The sequence below is a fragment of the Williamsia sp. Y853 genome (genome assembly GCF_056786495.1).
In genome coordinates this window covers 1-17,275 of record NZ_JBXCJC010000004.1, presented here as the reverse complement: position 1 = coordinate 17,275, position 17,275 = coordinate 1, and the positions used below count along the sequence as shown (strand labels likewise).

15 protein-coding genes, 1 tRNA gene and 1 rRNA gene are annotated in these 17,275 nt (G+C 63.1%); 6 read left to right on the top strand and 11 right to left on the bottom strand.

Features of this window, described 5'->3' with window-relative positions; genetic code table 11:
- Positions 1 to 11: 11 nt before the first annotated feature.
- Positions 12 to 764, bottom strand: a complete 753-nt coding sequence (locus AC1TPF_RS20560) for a hypothetical protein (RefSeq protein ID WP_482145165.1) — start codon at positions 762 to 764, stop codon at positions 12 to 14.
- Positions 761 to 1,504, bottom strand: a complete 744-nt coding sequence (locus tag AC1TPF_RS20555) for a hypothetical protein (protein WP_482145164.1) — start codon at positions 1,502 to 1,504, stop codon at positions 761 to 763. Before AC1TPF_RS20555 ends, AC1TPF_RS20560 begins: the two co-directional genes overlap by 4 nt.
- Positions 1,505 to 1,602: 98 nt before the next feature.
- On the opposite strand from AC1TPF_RS20555, the gene AC1TPF_RS20550 reads away from it, so the two are divergent.
- Positions 1,603 to 2,196, top strand: a complete 594-nt coding sequence (locus AC1TPF_RS20550; RefSeq protein ID WP_482145163.1) for a TetR family transcriptional regulator — start codon at positions 1,603 to 1,605, stop codon at positions 2,194 to 2,196.
- 501 nt (positions 2,197 to 2,697) lie between these two features.
- On the opposite strand, the gene AC1TPF_RS20545 is transcribed toward AC1TPF_RS20550, so the two are convergent.
- On the bottom strand, positions 2,698 to 3,066 hold the full coding sequence (locus tag AC1TPF_RS20545) for a hypothetical protein (protein ID WP_482141356.1): 369 nt from the start codon (positions 3,064 to 3,066) through the stop codon (positions 2,698 to 2,700).
- Between AC1TPF_RS20545 and AC1TPF_RS20540 the strand changes: the two genes are divergently transcribed.
- The gene (locus AC1TPF_RS20540; RefSeq protein WP_482145162.1) at positions 3,059 to 3,199 is read left to right on the top strand and encodes an excalibur calcium-binding domain-containing protein; all 141 of its coding nucleotides are present in this window, start codon (positions 3,059 to 3,061) and stop codon (positions 3,197 to 3,199) included. The two genes, AC1TPF_RS20545 and AC1TPF_RS20540, sit on opposite strands and share 8 nt — an antisense overlap.
- A 70-nt stretch (positions 3,200 to 3,269) precedes the next feature.
- Here the strand turns inward: AC1TPF_RS20540 and AC1TPF_RS20535 are convergent.
- Both AC1TPF_RS20535 and AC1TPF_RS20530 read right to left on the bottom strand, forming a co-directional pair.
- A tRNA-Thr gene (locus AC1TPF_RS20535) sits at positions 3,270 to 3,345 on the bottom strand.
- 60 nt (positions 3,346 to 3,405) lie between these two features.
- A complete protein-coding gene (locus AC1TPF_RS20530) occupies positions 3,406 to 4,485 on the bottom strand; it encodes a phosphotransferase (RefSeq protein WP_482145161.1) in 1,080 nt (359 codons plus the stop codon).
- Between the two features lie 133 nt (positions 4,486 to 4,618).
- On the opposite strand from AC1TPF_RS20530, the gene AC1TPF_RS20525 reads away from it, so the two are divergent.
- A complete protein-coding gene (locus AC1TPF_RS20525; protein WP_482145160.1) occupies positions 4,619 to 5,491 on the top strand; it encodes a hypothetical protein in 873 nt (290 codons plus the stop codon).
- Positions 5,492 to 5,519: 28 nt separating this feature from the next.
- Here the strand turns inward: AC1TPF_RS20525 and AC1TPF_RS20520 are convergent, their stop codons facing one another.
- Positions 5,520 to 6,773 carry a DNA polymerase III subunit delta' gene (locus AC1TPF_RS20520; RefSeq protein WP_482145159.1) on the bottom strand — a complete coding sequence of 418 codons (1,254 nt, stop codon included), beginning with the start codon at positions 6,771 to 6,773 and terminating at the stop codon, positions 5,520 to 5,522.
- A gap of 63 nt (positions 6,774 to 6,836) precedes the next feature.
- Here AC1TPF_RS20520 and AC1TPF_RS20515 point away from each other — a divergent pair, with 63 nt between their 5' ends.
- Entirely contained in the window at positions 6,837 to 8,384 is a 1,548-nt protein-coding gene (locus AC1TPF_RS20515) for an adenylate/guanylate cyclase domain-containing protein (RefSeq protein WP_482145158.1), read from the top strand.
- A gap of 74 nt (positions 8,385 to 8,458) precedes the next feature.
- Here the strand turns inward: AC1TPF_RS20515 and topA are convergent, their stop codons facing one another.
- The 3 genes from topA to AC1TPF_RS20500 form a co-directional block, all read right to left on the bottom strand.
- A complete protein-coding gene (topA, locus tag AC1TPF_RS20510; protein WP_482145157.1) occupies positions 8,459 to 11,419 on the bottom strand; it encodes a type I DNA topoisomerase in 2,961 nt (986 codons plus the stop codon).
- 172 nt (positions 11,420 to 11,591) lie between these two features.
- Positions 11,592 to 12,170, bottom strand: a complete 579-nt coding sequence (locus AC1TPF_RS20505) for a hypothetical protein (protein ID WP_482141370.1) — start codon at positions 12,168 to 12,170, stop codon at positions 11,592 to 11,594.
- Positions 12,171 to 12,356: 186 nt separating this feature from the next.
- Positions 12,357 to 12,560: a cold-shock protein gene (locus AC1TPF_RS20500; protein WP_482141371.1), complete on the bottom strand. Its 204-nt coding sequence runs from the start codon at positions 12,558 to 12,560 to the stop codon at positions 12,357 to 12,359.
- A gap of 306 nt (positions 12,561 to 12,866) precedes the next feature.
- On the opposite strand from AC1TPF_RS20500, the gene AC1TPF_RS20495 reads away from it, so the two are divergent.
- Positions 12,867 to 15,224, top strand: coding sequence for a DEAD/DEAH box helicase (locus AC1TPF_RS20495; RefSeq protein WP_482145156.1), 2,358 nt, complete (start codon positions 12,867 to 12,869; stop codon positions 15,222 to 15,224).
- Between the two features lie 478 nt (positions 15,225 to 15,702).
- The gene (locus tag AC1TPF_RS20490) at positions 15,703 to 16,119 is read left to right on the top strand and encodes a hypothetical protein (protein ID WP_482145155.1); all 417 of its coding nucleotides are present in this window, start codon (positions 15,703 to 15,705) and stop codon (positions 16,117 to 16,119) included.
- A 2-nt stretch (positions 16,120 to 16,121) separates the two neighbouring features.
- Here the strand turns inward: AC1TPF_RS20490 and AC1TPF_RS20485 are convergent, their stop codons facing one another.
- Positions 16,122 to 16,781, bottom strand: a complete 660-nt coding sequence (locus AC1TPF_RS20485; protein ID WP_482141377.1) for a S1 family peptidase — start codon at positions 16,779 to 16,781, stop codon at positions 16,122 to 16,124.
- 394 nt (positions 16,782 to 17,175) lie between these two features.
- Positions 17,176 to 17,275 (bottom strand): 5S ribosomal RNA (rrf, locus tag AC1TPF_RS20480); the annotation flags it as partial.

The following is a 17,275-nucleotide window of genomic DNA, read 5'->3' as shown; positions in this document are numbered from 1 at the left end:
TCCTTGGTTGTTCAGTCGAGCGGCGGGGAATCGATGGGTTCTTTCGCGGTGGCGATCCTGAGCAGCACGATCATTCCGCACAGCCAGACACTGAACACCACCACCGCCCACCAGAACGAGATCGAGCCGTTCCAGGCGAATGGCCCCGAATCGAAGACAAACATCTGGGTTGCGATGACTTCGGTTACGATCTGCCAAATCGTCACGTAGGCAAACCATTTGGGGAAGATCTCGTTCTTGTCATACAAAATTGCCACAGCCAGTGCAAAGTATGCGGCCGTGAAACATCCCAACGATCCGTTGTACGAGAGCAGGCCCAGGTCGTACAGCATCCCCAGTTGCTGCGGATCCCGATCGGCGCGGAACGTTGCGGTCAGGAAGACGACCGCAACGAGAAGGAATCCCGGCACCGCCCCGACCGCCATGCCGCCCATGTAGCCGTAGGCGAACACAGACCCGCACGACATCCGCTTCATGTGGTAGAAAATCAGGCCATTGGTCAGCGCCGCACCGCCGAGAATCACCAGCAGCAGCGTGAATCCGATCTGGATGGTCGTGGCGTGGGTGTGGAAGAAGTCCACCGCCTGCTGGTCACCGACGTCGGGGCGCGGCGGCGGAGTGACCCTGGCCAGCAGCACGAAGACGGCCCCGAAGATCGCATAGAACGCCGGAAAGATCCAGTAGACGATCCAGACGTCAGGCTTGCCCGCCTGCTCGGGCTGGTCGGCGTCAGACAGTCCCCGCCCCGGCAGCAGGATGCTCATTGCGCCACACCTTCTTCGGCGGCCTGGCGCTGCAGCGCTGCGCGGAGCACGAAGAACATCACGATCACAAAGGCTGCGACGGCGCCGTTGCGCAGCCAGAACGACAGCAGACCGTCCCAGGCCAGCGGCCCGGTCTTGGCCACTGCGGCGCCGGCGGCGGGGAGCATCGCGATCGCGGTCGCAAGCGAGTAATGACCTACCCAGCGCGGGAAAACCGGGTTGGGTCCGTTGTCGAAGTAGACGGCGATCGCCAGTAGCAAGAACTGCGCGACCACCATGCCGATCGGCGCGATGAACGTGATCCATGCGAGGTCATTCAGCAGAAGGACCAGTTCCGGGTTGCGATCCGGACGGAACGCCGCGACCAGGAAGAAGATGTTCGAGAGGGCAAAAATGGTGGCACCGCTGACCGCCGCGGTGAGGTAGCAGTAGGCGAACACGTGGCTCTGCGTGGCCATCCGTTTCATCTGCACCACGATCACCAGGAAGAACGGCAAAAGCATGACGCCGCAGAGGTTGTAGGTGACCATGCTGAATCGGATCCACGCGGTGTTGTCGCGGTAGAACGCGGCGACCTCCTCGGCAGGCATGGTGGGCGGCATCGGCGGCCAAAAGCCCGGGAAAGCGACAAACGCAATCAGCATCACCACGGCAAACACCGGCCCCGTCCACAGTGCGACGAGCTGTGTCCGGATATTGGCGGTCTTCGGGAGATCTTCGGCCTCGACGAGGAACTGCATGTATCGAGGAAACCACGCCTGGCTGACTGAAGTCAGTGAATTCGCTAGACTCGTGCCGGGGGTCGAGCAGGAGGTGGACCATTTCGGTTACGGACAAGGTGTCGACGCGCGAGACCAAGCGACTTGCCACCCGCAAGCGACTCTTGGAAGCAGCGGTCGCCGAGTTCCAACGCGACGGGATGGCGGCGGCCGACATCGGCACCATCGTCTCCGCAGCAGGCGTGGCGCACGGGACCTTCTTCTTCCACTTCCCCACTAAAGAACATGTCCTGCTCGAACTCGAGCGCCGCGAGGAACTCCGGATCGCAGAGAGCTTGGCAAAGTTCTTCGACACCACCCACACCGTCGAAGACACGTTGACCCAGATGGTCCGCGAGCTCGAGGACCTCGAAGAGCGACTGGGCAGCAAGCTGTTCAAAGACTTTCTGGCACTGCATTTCTCAACCACTCGCCCGCCCCAGGAAGAGTGGGAACATCACCCGGTGATCATCACGGTGATTCAGGAGCTGGAACGAGCCCGCGACCGCGGCGAACTGCCACCAGAAACCGACGTCTTTCACCACGGTGTCTTCTATCTACTCGGCATGTACGCCCTCTTGGTCACCATCCCCGAATCCCCCGAGGCACGTACGCCGATCGTCGAGAAATACGTGACCATCGCTTTGCAGGGTATGACGGTCGCATCTCAATGAGGCCGCTTCGGGGTTCAGCCAGTGCCTTACCCTGCTTCGGCGCCATCGCGCGGGTGCCGCAGTCGGGCGACCAACTCAGGTAGATCTCGGCTGAGTCACGGGTGAGGTTGCCGGGGACCACACGTGCTGACGTAGCCTTCGGTTGACAGGGGTGTTAGGTGCAGCGACAGCTGCGGCCATCCGCCGCACTGCGCCATTCGTGACGTGGGTAAGACCGGCGCGCCGGAAACGTCACTGGCACCGGCACATTCAAGACCCACGTTTCGGAGCTGTTCTTTGGTCAGCATTCAGAACGAGCGTTGAGTATTCAGAACCCTTCAGGTTCAACCAGAACCGCACCAAAGAACGAAGTCCAGTCGAATACTCAGTACAGAGCGAAACGACACTGACGCAGGCATCCGCGGTGGTCGCGAATACGGTTCGCAATCAGTAACTTTCAGATCCTTGACGAGCACTATTCATCTATTCGGGTGCTGGCTCCGTGGATCAAAGTGCGGAAAACTAAACATCCTTGGGACTCACGAGAGACCCTGATGTCGAATTGGGGATACTCATGCGTAGTCGTTGGATACTGGCCGTCGGTGCCGCACTGATCATCGGTGCAAGCACCACCGGATGCTCCGATTCGAGCGACACTACCAAAACCAGCACCCCGGCTTCCACAAAGGTGACCACCAGTTCACTCACCCCGTCGACCTCAACAACCACCACCGCCACCACGACAACAACGACGAGGCCGGCGCCCGTCACCACGACAACGGCGACCCTGGTGCCCGTCACCACGACAACGGCGACGCCAGTGCCGGTCGTACCGACCACCACCGAAGCGACATACACGCCACCGGAGGTGGTGGAGCCCGAGGTGCCCAACGTATCCGACTCCACTTACTACAAGAACTGCACTGAGGTCCGCGCCGCCGGTGCCGCGCCGATCCGCGCAGGCGACCCCGGTTACAGCACAGATCTCGACAGAGACCGCGACGGCGTGGCCTGCGAAAAATAAGCTCGCCCGCGCTCGGACAACTCGAAACAAAAATCCCTTCCCCTGTCAGTACAGGAGAAGGGATTTTTCGTGGAGCCGCCTGCGAGAATCGAACTCGCGACCTTTTCATTACGAGTGAAGCGCTCTACCGACTGAGCTAAGGCGGCGTGCTGCACCAGGCAGCGCCAGCCAGTCTATCCAGCGGTCACGCCGAGGACCAAACCGGCTCAGGTGACCGGCAGGCGAGGGGGAACCAAGCCCAGGTCAAAGGACTTTTGGGCCAGATACTGCGCCGCCGCGATCTTCTCCGCGAGGTCGGTGGTAGCGCCTGCGACCTCGAATCCGTTTCGGATCACCGCGGAACCGACAAAGCCGGCCCACACGGTCGACGCGTCGACGTTCATCCCACGGGCGACCAGCCCGGCGGTGTACTCCTCGACGATCCGGTCGATGACGTCTTCCCCCAACCCCAGCACCGGACTGTGACGTCCGAACACCAACTGACCGAGATCGAATCCCACCGCGTGACGTGGCATCTGCGCCAGGTCGATGAGCACGGTCCTCCCACCGCCACTCGGATCGGCAACAAGGTTGTCCGGCGCAGCGTCGCCGTGCACCGGCGTCTGAGGGAGCTCCGACAGGTCGGCAAGGAGGAGCTCGATGTGATCGCCGACCCACAGCAGGTCGTTGATGAGGTCCGTCGGGATTGAATTGTCGAGGGGTTCGGCCAGCATCTCGGCAAGCAGATTCAGGTCCGATGCCTGAACGCGACTGTGCGCGATCATCGACAGCGCAAACCCGTCGTCGAACTCCTGCGACAACGGCGAACCGGCTGCCGCCCGGTTGCCTGACAGCTCGCCCAACAGGCGCGCTGCATTCTCGAATTCACCTGCGGTGGAGAATAGTTGGACATCACCGAGATCCTCCAGCCACATCGATCGCATGTGCGAACCGTGCCACTGCGTGCCCAACAATGTCACCGTCCGCAACCCCTCGGGGCAGCGCGCCGCCACCTCTGACAGCACGTCCGGGTCCTGCGACCAGGGAAACGTGCGCAGGAAGAACTCTTGAACCGGCGGAGCCAGCTCGGCCAGCACCGGCCACTTCGCCGGATGGCGTAACACCTTGACCACCGCCGACGCCTGTCCCTGCTCGCCACGCAGGTGGACCCGCCACAGACCGGCCGTCCCCGGCGCTGCGACGTCGAATTCGAGCGGCTCCGAACGGTGGTCGACGTACTGCCCGATTTTCAACTGCTGCGCGACGTCACACAATGTGGATTCGTCGGGCGTGGGCAGCTCGATCATGGCCGGCTCCAGGGCATCTGCTGAGTTGATGAACTCATTCGATGGTAAGACCGGCGACCACCTCGATGAGCGGGTTCGGCCTGATCAGTTGGACTGTCAGCCCTGATCAGTAGGGTTGCGCAGAGGAGGTTTGATGGCCGAGAACGCGGAACTGCGGGTGGTGGCCTTGTCGATTGCGGCACTGGCCGAACTCGGTGTCGAGGTACGCCCCGTCGACGACCCCGAGTATGGCGACGTCTATCTACTCGGCCCCGACTCCGAGCGGTATTTTCTCCACACCCTCCTCCGCACCTGCCAGTCCCTGCCGGAGGACGAATGGGCCGACTACGTCGAGTACTACTTCCGTCAGCACTTCAAAGGTCTGAGCGCTCCTGATGCCGAGGAGTTGACTGAACCGGCGTTGCTCGCCGAGGTGCGCACCCGGCTGGAAACGGACACCGCCGTCGATCCCATACTGACGACGAATTACGCGCGTCCGTTCGTCGGCAACCTGGTGGTACATCTATGCCGCGACCTGTCGACCACCGTCGAAACCCTGACCGACCGGAGCATCGCTTCCCGTGACCTCGATCTGCTGTACCAGGCCGGCCAACGCAACACCGACGCCGAAACCTTTGACGCCATGGAGCACCCCGTTGCCGGCACCAGCGCGATCACCGCTCTACAAGGTCCATCACTTTTTGTCGCCACCAAGGCCCTAAATATGCCGAAGGTGATCGACACTGTCCTGGGCAGCGCGGAACACGGTGTGTTGTTCAGCGTCCCGCATGACCATCTCCTGATGCTCCACCCGGTGACCAACCTGCAGTCAACGGTCGCCCTCCGAGAGATGATCGGTTACACCCACAGGCAGGCCGCCGACGCACCCGGCGGCACCATCAGCCCTCACACCTTTTTCTGGTACGGCGGTCGGGTGCAACAGATCACGCAGTACGACCCCGTCAAAAAGGCCGTCGCAATCGAGAATCACGGCATGTTCTTCGACGCGCTCAGTCGATTCATCTGAGCCGTACGCGCGTCAATGCCCCGAACGATCAATGGCGCAGAGCCATACCGATTTTGGCAACCATCGCGTCGACGGCAAACTTGGGTTTCACGTTGAGCCCGAGCACCTCCCGACATTCGAGCACTGCCTCCACGCAGGTCAGCAGCTCTTCGCGCGACGCGTACCGCGCCATCCCCTGAGTCTGTTCGGCCATATCCGGGTGCATCGCAACCACTCTGGCGCCGTAGGACGCGGTCAGCGCATCACGGAACAGTGCTGCCAGATCCACCAAAGCCCGATCGAGGAGATCGCGGCTGGTGCGCGTCTGCCGCGATTTCTGCCGCTTCTCGAGGTCCTTCAGGATGCCTGCCGATCCGCGTAGCGCCCCGGCCGCACCCTTACCGGTGCCTCCGGCGCCCAGCGCCATCCGCATCTCCTCGGTTTCGGCCTCGTCCAGCTTGGCGCTGATCGCCTTCGCAGCGGCCTCCGCGGACTTCACGAGCTCTTCGGCCGCCTGATACGCCCGCGCACTCGATGTCGCGGCTCTGGCCAACCCCAACGCCTGCGTGCGCTCGTCGCGCGACTGCTGATCGGTGGCCAGACGGCGGGCCCGACCCACGTGGCCACCACACACCGACGCCGCCCACTGAGCGAGTGACGGCTCGATGGAGTCCTGCGCGATGAGAACTTCACTGATGGCTGCGGCGCTGGGCATCACCAGCGGCACGTGCCGACTGCGTGAGCGAAGGGTCACCGAGATGTCCTCGGGGTCGATGCTCGGCGCACACAGAAGGAACACGGTGCGCGGCGGCGGCTCTTCCACGGCCTTGAGCAACGCGTTGCCTGCCGCCTCGGTCAGTCGATCGGCGTCCTCGATGAGAACAACCTGCCACCGACCGACACTCGGCCGACGAGCCGCGGTCTGCACGATGTCGCGCATGCCCTTCACACTGATCGACAGACCCTCCGGCACGATCCGTCGGACATCGGAGTGGGTCCCGGCCATCACCGTCGTGCAGGCATGACACCGCCCGCACCCCGGCGCGTCCGGCGTCTCGCACTGCAGTGCCGCGGCAAAACACTGCGCGGCGATCGAACGCCCCGAACCCGGAGGCCCGGTGAAGAGCCAGGCGTGGGTCATCGCCGACGAGCCGTGTCGCGGTCCGTCGTGGTCCTCAATAGGAACCTCACCGTGAGACTCGCGCTCACGGATCTCGGCCAGCTGGGCTGCGGCGATGGCCGCTGATGTGAGTTCGGCCACGACCGCATGCTGGCCGACGAGCCGATCGAACACTGTTGTCACAGGTCAACCCTATCTCGAAGGCCGGACAGCGATGCTTAACTCCTGCAAGCGGCCAGCTACCGTATGCACGTGGTAGAGAGACAGTCACAGCTGCAACATGCGTGGCACACGTTGCGCTGGCTGGTGCGCACACCGTGGCCGGTGTTGGCACTGGACATGCTTCGGGCCAATATCGCCGGAGCCCTGTTCACCTTTGCCTTCCTCCGTTTCGGACTCCCCGAGAAGACTTCTGTCAGCCTGTCCCAGATCAGCGGAGTCGGCCAGCTGATCTTTGTCATCTATCTCGTCCTGGCCGGCATGGTCAGCGCATACGCGACAATCCGACTTTCCTTGCCGGTGCTGGTCTGGCACCGACGACGATCCCGTCCCGACAACGAGGCCGCCCGGCGACGCGCACTTCGACTGCCCCTACTGCTGATGCTCGTCCACGGCGGGCTGTGGCTTGTCGGCGGCGTGGTGTTCTCGTTGCTGAGTCTGTCCCAGTCAGGTCGCACAGCGATCGTGGTGGCCCTTGGGTCATTTGTCGGCGCTCTGGTGACGTCGGTGCTGGGTTATATGCAGTCCGAGAAGATCCTGCGCCCGATCACCGTCGCGGCGATGGCGAACAATCCCGAGGCCGCCACCGCACCCAGCGTCACCCAGCGCATCATCCTGTTCTGGGTGATCAGCGTGGCCGCCCCACTGGCGGTGATCATCGCGCTGGTCGTCGGCCAGAAGGTCGGCATCATCGACACCGACGCCGAAGGCCTGCAACGGCCCATCCTGTGGATGGCCGGCGCCGCCCTGGTGTTCGGTTCGATCGGCGTGGTGCGTGTCGTCTCCGCCATCGCCGACCCGATCAAGCAGCTGACCCTGGCGCAACACGAGGTGCGTGAGGGCAACCTCGACACCTCCGTCCGCATTTACGACGGCAGCGATCTGGGCCTGCTGCAGGCCGGCTTCAACGAGATGGTCGCCGACGTTCGCGAACGCCAGGAACTGCGAAACCTGTTCGGCCGCTATGTGGGCGAGGACGTCGCCCGGCGGGCCATCGAGAGCGGCACCGAGCTCGGCGGCGAAGAACGCTATGTCGGCGTGCTGTTCGTCGACATCGTCGGTTCGACCAGCCTGGCCGTCAACCTGCCTCCGCGTGAAGTCGTCGATCTGCTCAACGAGTTCTTCCGGGTGATCGTCGATGTGGTCGGACGTCATGGTGGCTTCGTCAACAAGTTCCAGGGTGACGCGGCGCTGGCCATCTTCGGCGCACCGCTCGACATGGAAGACTTCGCCGGCCAGGCGCTCGCGGCCGCCCGCATCCTGCGCCAGGAACTCGACGCGGCCCTCGGTGACACCGACATCGGTATCGGGGTGTCGGCGGGCAAGGCCATCGCCGGGCACATCGGCTCACAGCAACGCTTCGAATACACCGTCATCGGCGACCCGGTGAACGAGGCCGCCCGATTGACCGACCTGGCCAAATACGAACCGAGTCGCGTCCTCGGATCGGCCCGCGCGGTCTATCTCGCCTCCGCCGCCGAGGCCGCACACTGGGATATCGGCGAGGGCATCGAATTGCGCGGCCGCGGGATCGAAACCCGCTTGGCCAGACCGAACTACGCCATCAACCCTTAGATCCCACATCGTCCCCGTAGGTGGGTGCCGAGGGGTATGTTCCCGCGGCGCCCACCCTGGGGCCGATCATGGCGTCAATCTGATTCGGGTGCAGCTTTCTTGGCTGCAGCCTTTTTGGCCGGGGCCTTCTTGGCGGTGGCCTTCTTGGCCGCCGTCTTCTTTGCTGCAGTCTTCTTGGCCGGAGCCTTCTTCGCGGCCTTTTTGGCGGTCTTCTTCGCCGGACCGCGAGCTCGCCGGTCCGCCAGCAACTCCGACGCGCGTTCGTCGGTGATCGACGCGACGTCGTCATCCTTGCGCAGGCTCGCGTTGGTCTCTCCGTCGGTGACGTACGGACCGAACCGGCCGTCCTTGATCACCATCGGGCTCTCCGAAACCGGATCGTTCCCGAGCTCACGCAGCGGCGGCGCGGCAGCTGCCCGACCCCGACGCTTCGGCTCGGCATAGATCTTGAGCGCCTCGTCGAGCGTGATGTCGAAGATCTGGTCTTCGGACGTCAGCGAACGAGAGTCGGTGCCGCGCTTGAGATACGGCCCGTACCGACCGTTCTGCGCGGTGATCTCTTGACCTTCTTCGTCTTTGCCGACGAGTCGGGGCAATGACAGCAACTTGAGGGCGTCGTCGAGGGTCACCGACGCGATATCCATCGACTTGAACAGCGATCCGGTCCGCGGCTTCGGTCCGGCCTTCTTCGCTGCCTTTTTGGCAGTCTTCTTGGCCGTCGCCTTCTTGGTGGCGGTCAACGTGTCACCGGACGGGGCGTCCAGTGGCGTGACACCCTCGTCGAGCGGAGTCGGCGCCGGCGGCGGGGTCAGGGCGGGCACGGTGCCGCCTTCTCCACCTTCGTCTTCGGGCTCCGGCAGGATCTCGGTGACGTACGGCCCGAAACGCCCTTCCTTGGCAACGATTTCGTTGCCGGAAAGCGGATCGACACCGAGCACGCGGCCCTCTTGCGGTGTGCTGAAAAGCTTTTCGGCCAGATCCAGCGTCAGCTCATCCGGGGTGATGTCGTCGGGCAGATTGGCCCGCTGAGACTCCGGCTCTCCTCCACCCTCCGGTGTGATCGTGCGCTCGAGGTAGGGGCCGAACCGGCCAACCCGCACGTACACCGGGCGACCCTGCTCGTCGTCGAACAGGCGGATCGAGTTGACCTCGCGCGCGTCGATCTCTTCGAGGTTCACACCGACGAGCTTCTTGAGTCCGGTGCCTTCTTGCCCTTCGGCGCCTTCCTTGCCGAAGTAGAAGCGGGTCAACCAATCTGTGCGATTCTCGGCACCCCGGGCGATCTGATCGAGATCGTCTTCGAGTGTGGCCGTGAAGTCGTAGTCGACAAGGCGTTTGAAGTACGCCTCGAGCAATCCGACCACCGCGAATGCGATCCAGGACGGCACCAGGGCCGAACCCTTCTTGTGCACGTATCCGCGGTCCTGGATGGTGCCGATGATCGACGCATAGGTCGACGGACGGCCAATGCCCAACTCTTCCAACGTCTTCACCAAAGATGCCTCGGTGTAGCGTGCCGGCGGATTGGTGGTGTGACCGTCCGGATTCAGATCGGTCGCGGTGAGCGACTGTCCCTGAACAAGATTCGGCAGTCGACTCTCGGCATCGTCGGCGGTCCCGCCGGCCTGCTCGTCGACGGTCTCCACGTACGCGGACAGGAATCCGGGGAACGTGATGGTGCGACCGGACGCAGCGAAGGTACAGGTCTCACCGGTACTGGCGTTGCCACTGATCCGCAGGCTCATGGTGGTGCCACGCACGTCGGCCATCTGAGAGGCGACCGTGCGCTGCCAGATCAGCTCGTAGAGCTTGAACTCGTCGGACTGCAACGCGGAGGCGACCTGGCCGGGGGTCCGGAACGACTCACCGGCCGGACGGATGGCCTCGTGCGCCTCTTGCGCATTCTTGACCTTGCGGGTGTATTGCCGCGGCGTCGGATGGACGAAATCGGCACCGTAGAGGTCCCGCGCCTGGTTCCGGGCAGCGGTGATCGCCGATTCCGACAACGTGGTCGAGTCGGTACGCATGTAGGTGATGTAGCCGTTTTCGTACAGCCGCTGCGCCACCCGCATGGTGCGATCGGAGGTGAACCGCAGCTTGCGGCCTGCCTCCTGCTGCAGGGTCGAGGTCATGAACGGCGCATACGGCTTGCGGGTGTAGGGCTTCTCCTCCACCGAGGTGACCGAGAGCGACGCACCACGCAGGCCCGAGGCCAGCGCCACCGCACGGGCTTCGTCCAGAACAGTGACGTCGTCCTTCTTCAGGCCGCCCGTCGAATCGAAATCGCGGCCGCTGGCCACCCGCGCGCCATCGACGCTGACCAGGCGAGCGCCGAAGCTACGCGGCTTTGCCGATTCCCCGGCGTCCAGCGTGGCGGCGATATCCCAGTACTCGGCCGACCGGAACGCCATCCGCTCACGTTCACGTTCGACGATGATTCGAGTGGCAACCGACTGCACACGCCCTGCCGACAGCTTCGGCATGACCTTCTTCCACAGGACCGGCGAAACCTCATATCCGTATAGACGGTCGAGGATACGTCGGGTTTCCTGCGCGTCGACCAAGTCTTCGTCGAGGTCACGCGGGTTTTCGGCGGCAGCGCGAATTGCTGATTCGGTGATCTCGTGGAAGACCATCCGCTTGACCGGAACCTTGGGCTTGAGCGTGTCGAGCAGGTGCCAGGCGATGGCTTCACCCTCGCGGTCACCGTCTGTCGCGAGGTAAAGCTCGTCGACGTCCTTCAACAGAGCCTTGAGCTCGGTGACGGTCGACTTCTTGTCCGGCGAGACCACGTACAGAGGTTCGAAGTTCTCATCGACGTTCACACCGAGCCGAGCCCACGGCTGACCCTTGTATTTGGCCGGCACATCGGCGGCGCCACGCGGCAGGTCGCGAATGTGACCGCGCGAGGACTCCACCACGTAATTCGGGCCGAGGTACGACGAGATCTTGCGGGCCTTCGTCGGGGACTCGACGATCACGAGACGGCGCACTGCCTTACCTGTCCCGCGAGCTGTTGTATCTGAATCCGCCACCGTAGTTGCCTGCACCTTTCATGGTTCTTCTGGCCGTTTGTACCTTATGTATAGCGGTAGTGACATCCGAGTATGCCGCCTGGCACCCGAGAAGAGCCTGATCAGGCCGTCGGTACCGCACCTTTGAACAGGGTGTATCCGCAGTTCAGAGAGCAAATCGTCGGAAATTTGATCAAATTAATGGCCAATGTGCCGCCGCGCCCGAAATGTCCGGTGGTTCACCGATCGACTCGATCAGGCGCGACAACCGCCGTTTTCCGGCGATACGCAACGCCGGAGTGGCGCCGCGTGTACCCACCAGAGTCGGCGCGATCCCCGCCCGCATCACCGCGGTCGCCAGAGAACCGTGCGAGTCGGGAGCGTGAGGATCAAGGCCCAGTACGTACCGCTCGGCGTCACGGCGACCCGCCGCGATGACCCACAACCGCAGCGCGCGGGGTCCCGGCACCCAATTCGGGGGCATCGTTTTGATCGCGCCCTTGGTCCAGGCGCGGTAGAGGTCCTCGAGTTCGGTGGTGGTGACCGTGCCGACCAGGGGTGAACCTTCAGACGACAGTGAGATCTCCGCAGCAACACCGCTGCGCTCGAACTCTTCGGCCAGGGCCTGAGCGCGCCAGTCCTCGGAAACCACCACCGACAGACGCGCGCCCAGGGCATTCACCGCGATCTGGCCGGCGGTCGCCAAGATCCCGGCGAGATCGTCAAGCGACGGCTCGTCGGTCTCCGCGGAGAACATCGACAGCTGACCCACGTTAGAACCGTACGGTATTTTCACCCGAAAACGACTGACCCCCGACGCCGTGGCCACGACACTCGGGGGTGAGACGCCGAACACCCGATTGCGGTGCCGGATAAAAATCAGAGGCACTTCACGCAGTGCGAAGGTCCTCGATGAAGTGCCCTCGATGGGCGATTGCGATCTTACTGAAGGGTGCCGCTACAGCCCTCGAACACCCGTGGCCTGCGGACCTTTCGTTCCCTGACCGACCTCGAACTCGACCCGCTGGCTCTCCTCGAGAGTGCGGAAACCGGATCCCTGAATCTCGGAGTAGTGGACAAACACATCGTCGGGTCCGTCATCTGGCGCAATGAAGCCGAAGCCCTTTTCCGCGTTGAACCACTTCACAGTTCCCTGAGCCATTCTTTGTATTCCTTTTCTTTCACCGGATACGACGGGGAGTTACCCACGTCGGGCCGGTTCCGACCGCCATACCTTCTGGCGCCGTTTACGGGTGCCCCCGCACACTGACCTTCAGTACCACGCCCGCAACACGATCCCAAGAGACTGACCATTATCTTGAACCGCCCCCCAGAAGCTGCGACCACAACAAGTCAATCATGTTCTGGGCGTACACAACAGTCAGAAAGTCAAACTGATTCAAATCATGGCCGACTTCGCAATCGACACTTCACAGTAGGTAATATTACGGGGTGATGAACTGGATCAATGAGTAGCTCCGACTTCGGCTCCCAACTGCTCGCCCGGACGCTGGCGGGCGTCGGTCCCGACGAATCACCCCTGACCCATAAGACCTTAATCCCAAGTCGGACAGCGAGTTTCACCGACTGGCCGACGTGGGTCAGCGATTCGGTCCGCCAAGTATTGATCGATTCCGGCATCCGCCAACCATGGTCCCACCAGGTCGCGGCCGCGGAACACGCTCACGCCGGACGTCATGTGGTGCTGGCGACCGGCACGGCCTCGGGCAAATCCCTTGCGTACCAGGTCCCCATCCTCACCCGACTCCTGGAAGATCCGCGAGCAACCGCTCTCTATCTATCCCCCACCAAGGCACTCGGCTCCGACCAGTTGCGTTCCGTGAGTTCGTTACTGGCCGGACATAAAGAGTTCCTGCATCTACAACCGTGCGCCTACGACGGCGATACCGAACCGGCCATTCGGCAATGGGCGCGACAACATTCTCGGTGGATATTCACAAATCCGAACATGCTCCATATCGGCATCCTCTCTTCGCACGCACGATGGCGACACTTCATGAGAGGTCTGGCATTCATCGTCGTCGACGAATGCCACCATTACCGTGGCGTATTCGGCTCACACACAGCACTGGTCATCCGCCGCCTTCTGCGGATTGCCCGAGCGGCGGGAGCCAATCCCGTGGTGATCGGCGCGAGTGCGACATCGGGAAGTCCCGGCGCAGCGATGAGCCGCATGATCGGAGCCGACTGCGCCGAGATCACCGAGGACGGTTCACCGCATGGCGCACGCACAGTGGCATTGTGGGAGCCCGCCTTCATCCCCGGGATGAGCGGCGAACACGGCGCCCCGGTCCGGCGGCAAGCCGGTGCCGAAGCCGCGCGCATACTCGCCGACCTGGTGCTCGAAGGTGCGCGAACGCTCTGCTTCGTGCGTAGTCGGCGCGGCGTCGAACTCACGGCGCTATCGGCCAAACGCATTCTCGAACAGGTTGACCCGGAGTTGGCGCCGCGGGTGGCGGCCTATCGTGCGGGTTACCTTGCTGATGATCGGCGGGCGCTCGAACGCGATCTGGCCGACGGAAAGCTGCTCGGCGTCGCCACCACCAATGCCTTGGAACTCGGGGTGGACATCAGCGGACTCGATGCCATTGTGGTGGCAGGTTTCCCGGGTACGGTCGCCTCATTCTGGCAACAGGCCGGACGAGCCGGGCGACGCGGCGAGGGTTCATTGGTGGTTCTCGTCGCGCGCGACGACCCACTCGACACTTACCTGGTCAATCATCCGGAAGCATTGTTGGACAAGCCGGTTGAGGCCACCGTCACCGATCCGACCAACCCCTACGTCCTCGGTCCGCAATTGCTCTGCGCAGCAGCAGAATTGCCACTCAAAGAATCTGAGGTCGACGCCTTCGGTGCACGCGAGCTACTCGAGGACATGGCGGCCCGCGGACTCATCCGACACCGCAAGGCGGGCTGGTATGTCGCGCCCGGTGTCGAACCACACGCCGACATCGACATCCGTGGCGGCATCGGCGGACAGGTGATGATCGTCGACGAAACCACCGCCCAACTACTCGGAACCGTCGACTCGGGCCGGGCGATGTCAAGCGTGCACCCGGGGGCCGTTCACATCCATCGGGGCGAGAGCTACGTCGTGGATGAACTCGACCTCGAGGACGGCCTCGCGTTGGTCCACCCGGAGGAACCCGACTGGACCACCAGCGCCCGAGAGACGACCCTGGTCGAGATCACAGACGTCATGAAGACCAACACATTTGGACCGCTGACCGTGGCCCTGGTCAGAGTCGACGTGACCCACCAGGTGGTCGGGTACCTGCGCAAGTTGCATACCGGGCAGATCCTCGATTCGGTCGAATTGGACATGCCCGCGCAGACGCTCTCGACACGTGCGGTGATGTACACGATCGAACCCGACACACTCGAGGCCATCGGGGTCACCGTTGACATGTTCCCCGGCGCGCTGCACGCCGCCGAGCACGCGGCCATCGGACTGTTGCCGCTCGTCGCGACTTGCGACCGATGGGACATCGGCGGGCTGTCAACGAATCTCCACCCTGATACCGGTCTGCCGACGGTGTTCGTCTATGACGGATATCCCGGTGGTGCCGGGTTTGCCGATCGTGGTCACGAGGCTTTTGACATCTGGATCCGCGCGACGCGAGATGCTGTGTCGCACTGCGGTTGCGAGTCGGGTTGCCCGTCATGTGTGCAGTCACCCAAATGCGGAAATGGCAACGACCCGTTGGACAAGGCCGGCGCCATTCGCGTACTCGATCTGATCCTGAGAGAACTGCCGAGTTCTGCGGTCTCCGACTCCGACAGCCCAGTGACGACAGAGGAATGAACAAATGTTCCCGGGTGTCGATCACCCGCATGAAATGCAGATCTGGTGTCGCTCGATCGGCGGAGAAAATGGTGTCCTGAAGGCCCGAACGGGTTTACCGTGAGGAATCCGATCAGCCGAAAAGGTAAAGCCAATGACGCAACCGCCCGGGCAACCCGACCCCTACGATCAGACTCGCATCAGGCCCACCTCCACTCCACCACCTGCCAGTACGGGACCGGGGCAATATGGTGGGCCGCCGCAGCAGCCATATGGAGCGCCGCAGCCGCAGTACGGTGGGCCCCCGCCATCGGGTCGGCCGCAGTCCGGACAGGTACCTCCGTACGGCCAACAACCTCGGCCTCCCCAGCCGCAGTACGGCCAAAACCCCTACGGCGGGCAACAGCCACAACCGGGTCAGTCCCCTGCATACGGTCAGGCTGCCCAGCACGGTCAGGCGCCGCAGTACGCACAGTCCCAACAGGATTCGGCCGGACCGGTGTCTTCCACGGTCCGGATCATCGGCTGGGTGATCTCGGGTTTTGCGGTCCTCGCCATCATCGCCGCATTCCTGCCGTGGATCTCGGGCACGGTGAGCGTCAACGGCATCGGTGATTCCGACACCGGCGCCACCGACGGCATTCTGACCGCGACCCTAGGTGTCGTTGCAGGCATCTTTGGTGTGGTCAGTGCGGCCGTCGCCAAGCGCTCGGGCCTACACATCACTGCCGGCATCATCGCCGTGGTGACCGGTGCTCTGGTCACCTTGATTGCGGTCATCGACATCGCTGACGTCCGCGATGCCGAGAACACCTGGGGGCTGGGATTCGAGGTCGGCTTCGGTTTGTGGCTCACCTTGGTTGCCGGCATCGCACTGGTGGTCGCCGGCATCGCCGCCGTCGTGAAACGAACCTGAGGTCAGACCGCCCGGAAACCGCTGCCCACGATATTTCGGCCGTTCAGGTCGGCCAGGATCGTTGTCATCGGCGTGCTGATGGCGGGGTTGTGGATCGGGAAGTTCGGGTCGGTGCAGGGCACATCGATCTCGAGTCCGGTCCCACCGATGTCGCGGAGAATGCGTCCACCGTTGAGTAGTCCGACGACCTTGTCGCCGACCACGATCGGTGCGCCGGAGTCACCGTGGTTGGAACAGACCTGGCTCAGGGTGAAGGTCGGTACCTGCGGGTCGTTGCCCCACACGACGCCACAGGTGGTCCCGGTGGTGCGACCCGCCTTACAAGCTGTCTGCCCGAAGGACGGTCGTGGGCCAGGCCCGGTAATGGTCAGCCCCCGGTAACTGCGTTGGGGCGTCACCTTGGACTTGTCGAACTCGATCACCGCGTAGTCCCGCTGGAGGTTGGACTCGGTCACCACGCCGAGCACGCCTGAGCCCATGCTCTTTTCGGCCTTGATCCTGTTGCCGATCCCGCCGCAGTGCCCGGCGGTGAGACCGACCAGCCGGTCCGCGCGGTCGTAGCCGATGGTGGTCAACGTGCACACCGCGTTGTCGGCGATGACAATCCCGGCGCCACCACCGAGCCCCACCGGCGGGGCCGCACTGGCGGTAGTGGCGGTCATACCGGACACCCCGATCAATGCGATAAATCCGGTCACGATTGCCAACAGTCGCCGCATCAAGCCCCCACCAATTCCCCTGTAGTCGTCCGAGTCTCCCCGCACCCTATGCTGCCGCCGCATCCGACCGCCACCCGCAGGCATGAATTCGGCTTCCAGTGGCAGCTATCAAGATCGAAGTATCTATGAAAGTTGTTGCTGCAGGACGGCTCTCAGGCCCCGACCCGCTGCTCGCAACCCTCCGTTCCGCCTCTGACCTTCAGCACGTCACGGCCATTCAGATCGAGGTTGCTGTCGTTCTCCTCCCAGTCGCAGAAGAACCAGAAACGGGTGGAGACAGCAAAATACCCTGTACTCGCAGTCCGGGGACTGTGAATACAGGGTATTCGCAAATTGTGTTCGGCGGTGTCCTACTCTCCCACACTTATTAAGGTGCAGTACCATCGGCGCTGGTAGGCTTAGCTTCCGGGTTCGGAATGGGACCGGGCGTTTCCCTA

Coding starts and splice junctions, on each gene's coding strand:
- AC1TPF_RS20485 (WP_482141377.1), bottom strand. CDS start 16,781: ATGACCGCCACTACCGCCAGTGCGGCCCCGCCGGTGGGGCTCGGTGGT.
- AC1TPF_RS20500 (WP_482141371.1), bottom strand. CDS start 12,560: ATGGCTCAGGGAACTGTGAAGTGGTTCAACGCGGAAAAGGGCTTCGGC.
- AC1TPF_RS20515 (WP_482145158.1), top strand. CDS start 6,837: ATGCACGTGGTAGAGAGACAGTCACAGCTGCAACATGCGTGGCACACG.
- AC1TPF_RS20560 (WP_482145165.1), bottom strand. CDS start 764: ATGAGCATCCTGCTGCCGGGGCGGGGACTGTCTGACGCCGACCAGCCC.
- AC1TPF_RS20495 (WP_482145156.1), top strand. CDS start 12,867: ATGAGTAGCTCCGACTTCGGCTCCCAACTGCTCGCCCGGACGCTGGCG.
- AC1TPF_RS20555 (WP_482145164.1), bottom strand. CDS start 1,504: ATGCAGTTCCTCGTCGAGGCCGAAGATCTCCCGAAGACCGCCAATATC.
- AC1TPF_RS20525 (WP_482145160.1), top strand. CDS start 4,619: ATGGCCGAGAACGCGGAACTGCGGGTGGTGGCCTTGTCGATTGCGGCA.
- AC1TPF_RS20530 (WP_482145161.1), bottom strand. CDS start 4,485: ATGATCGAGCTGCCCACGCCCGACGAATCCACATTGTGTGACGTCGCG.